The organism is Marinimicrobium sp. UBA4209, assembly GCF_002381585.1.
Taxonomy (GTDB): Bacteria; Pseudomonadota; Gammaproteobacteria; order Pseudomonadales; family Cellvibrionaceae; genus Marinimicrobium; species Marinimicrobium koreense.
The window spans coordinates 1,556-2,436 of the sequence record NZ_DFTP01000017.1 but is presented as its reverse complement, the minus strand read 5'-3'; the positions used below and the strand labels follow the sequence as shown (position 1 = coordinate 2,436).

The 881-nt window shown below is 53.2% G+C and carries 1 protein-coding gene and 1 pseudogene; both read left to right on the top strand.

Annotated features, from left to right (window positions below):
• Positions 1-621 (top strand): annotated as a pseudogene (locus B3187_RS03045) (carboxylate--amine ligase); the annotation flags it as partial.
• Positions 622-653: 32 nt separating this feature from the next.
• Positions 654-881 (top strand): hypothetical protein (locus B3187_RS03040; protein ID WP_286804533.1); only part of this gene is annotated, 228 nt, incomplete at its 3' end.

Here is an 881-nt window from a genome sequence, read left to right as displayed (position 1 = left end):
GCCGTCGAGGCCTGGATTCACAACGGAAAGATTTGCTTTCTGAACATTTCCGAGTATGTCACGCTCGGCTACTCCGTGTTCGTGCCGGCGACGCCCGAGCTCGAGAAATACCGGCCCCAGATTACTCAACAAATCGAAAAACTGATCAAAACCTTTGATATTGATTTCGGATTTGTGCATCCTGAATATTTCGTCACCAGCGATGGTGAAATGTACTTTGGTGAGGTGGCCTATCGTCCGCCCGGTTTCAAAGTGTTCGAGTTGTTGGAGCGTGCTTACGGGTTCAATGCTTACCAGGGTCTGATTCTTTCGTTCGATCCCAAAACCACTGACGAGGAGATCAAGGCATTCTTTCCCAAAGAAGTGGTTGATGCAAAGGGGCATGCTGGCTGTTTCGGTGTGTACCCGCGCCGTCGGGTCGTCAGCAAACTGGAAATTCCCGCGGAGACGGAAGATCACCCTTACTTTGATTTCCATGAGCTTACCCCGCCGGTTGAGGAGACGGTCACCAAACGTACCGCCTTTGGCACCCATTGGGGCCTGGTTTACTTTTTTGGTGAAGACCCCTACACCATGCGGGATTTGCTCAAACACCAGGAAGAGCTGGATTTCTATGTATAATCAACTCCATTGCATGAGTTGAGGAGGCCGGCTTGAGCCTAACGGAAACGAACCACAGTGCCGAGGCGGACAAATTGGTCCGCCTGGGAAACCAGCTGGACGAAGCGATTGAACAACTGGCCGACAGCCGTGAGTTTGCCAAGATCACCAAGCTCCAGCGCCTGCTGGATATTGCCCGGCGAGTGCTATTGCTTGACGGTGGTTGTGCCTTTCTGGAAGCCCGCGCTCAGCGGCTGGAAGAGGCGGGGGTCTTTGAGGGG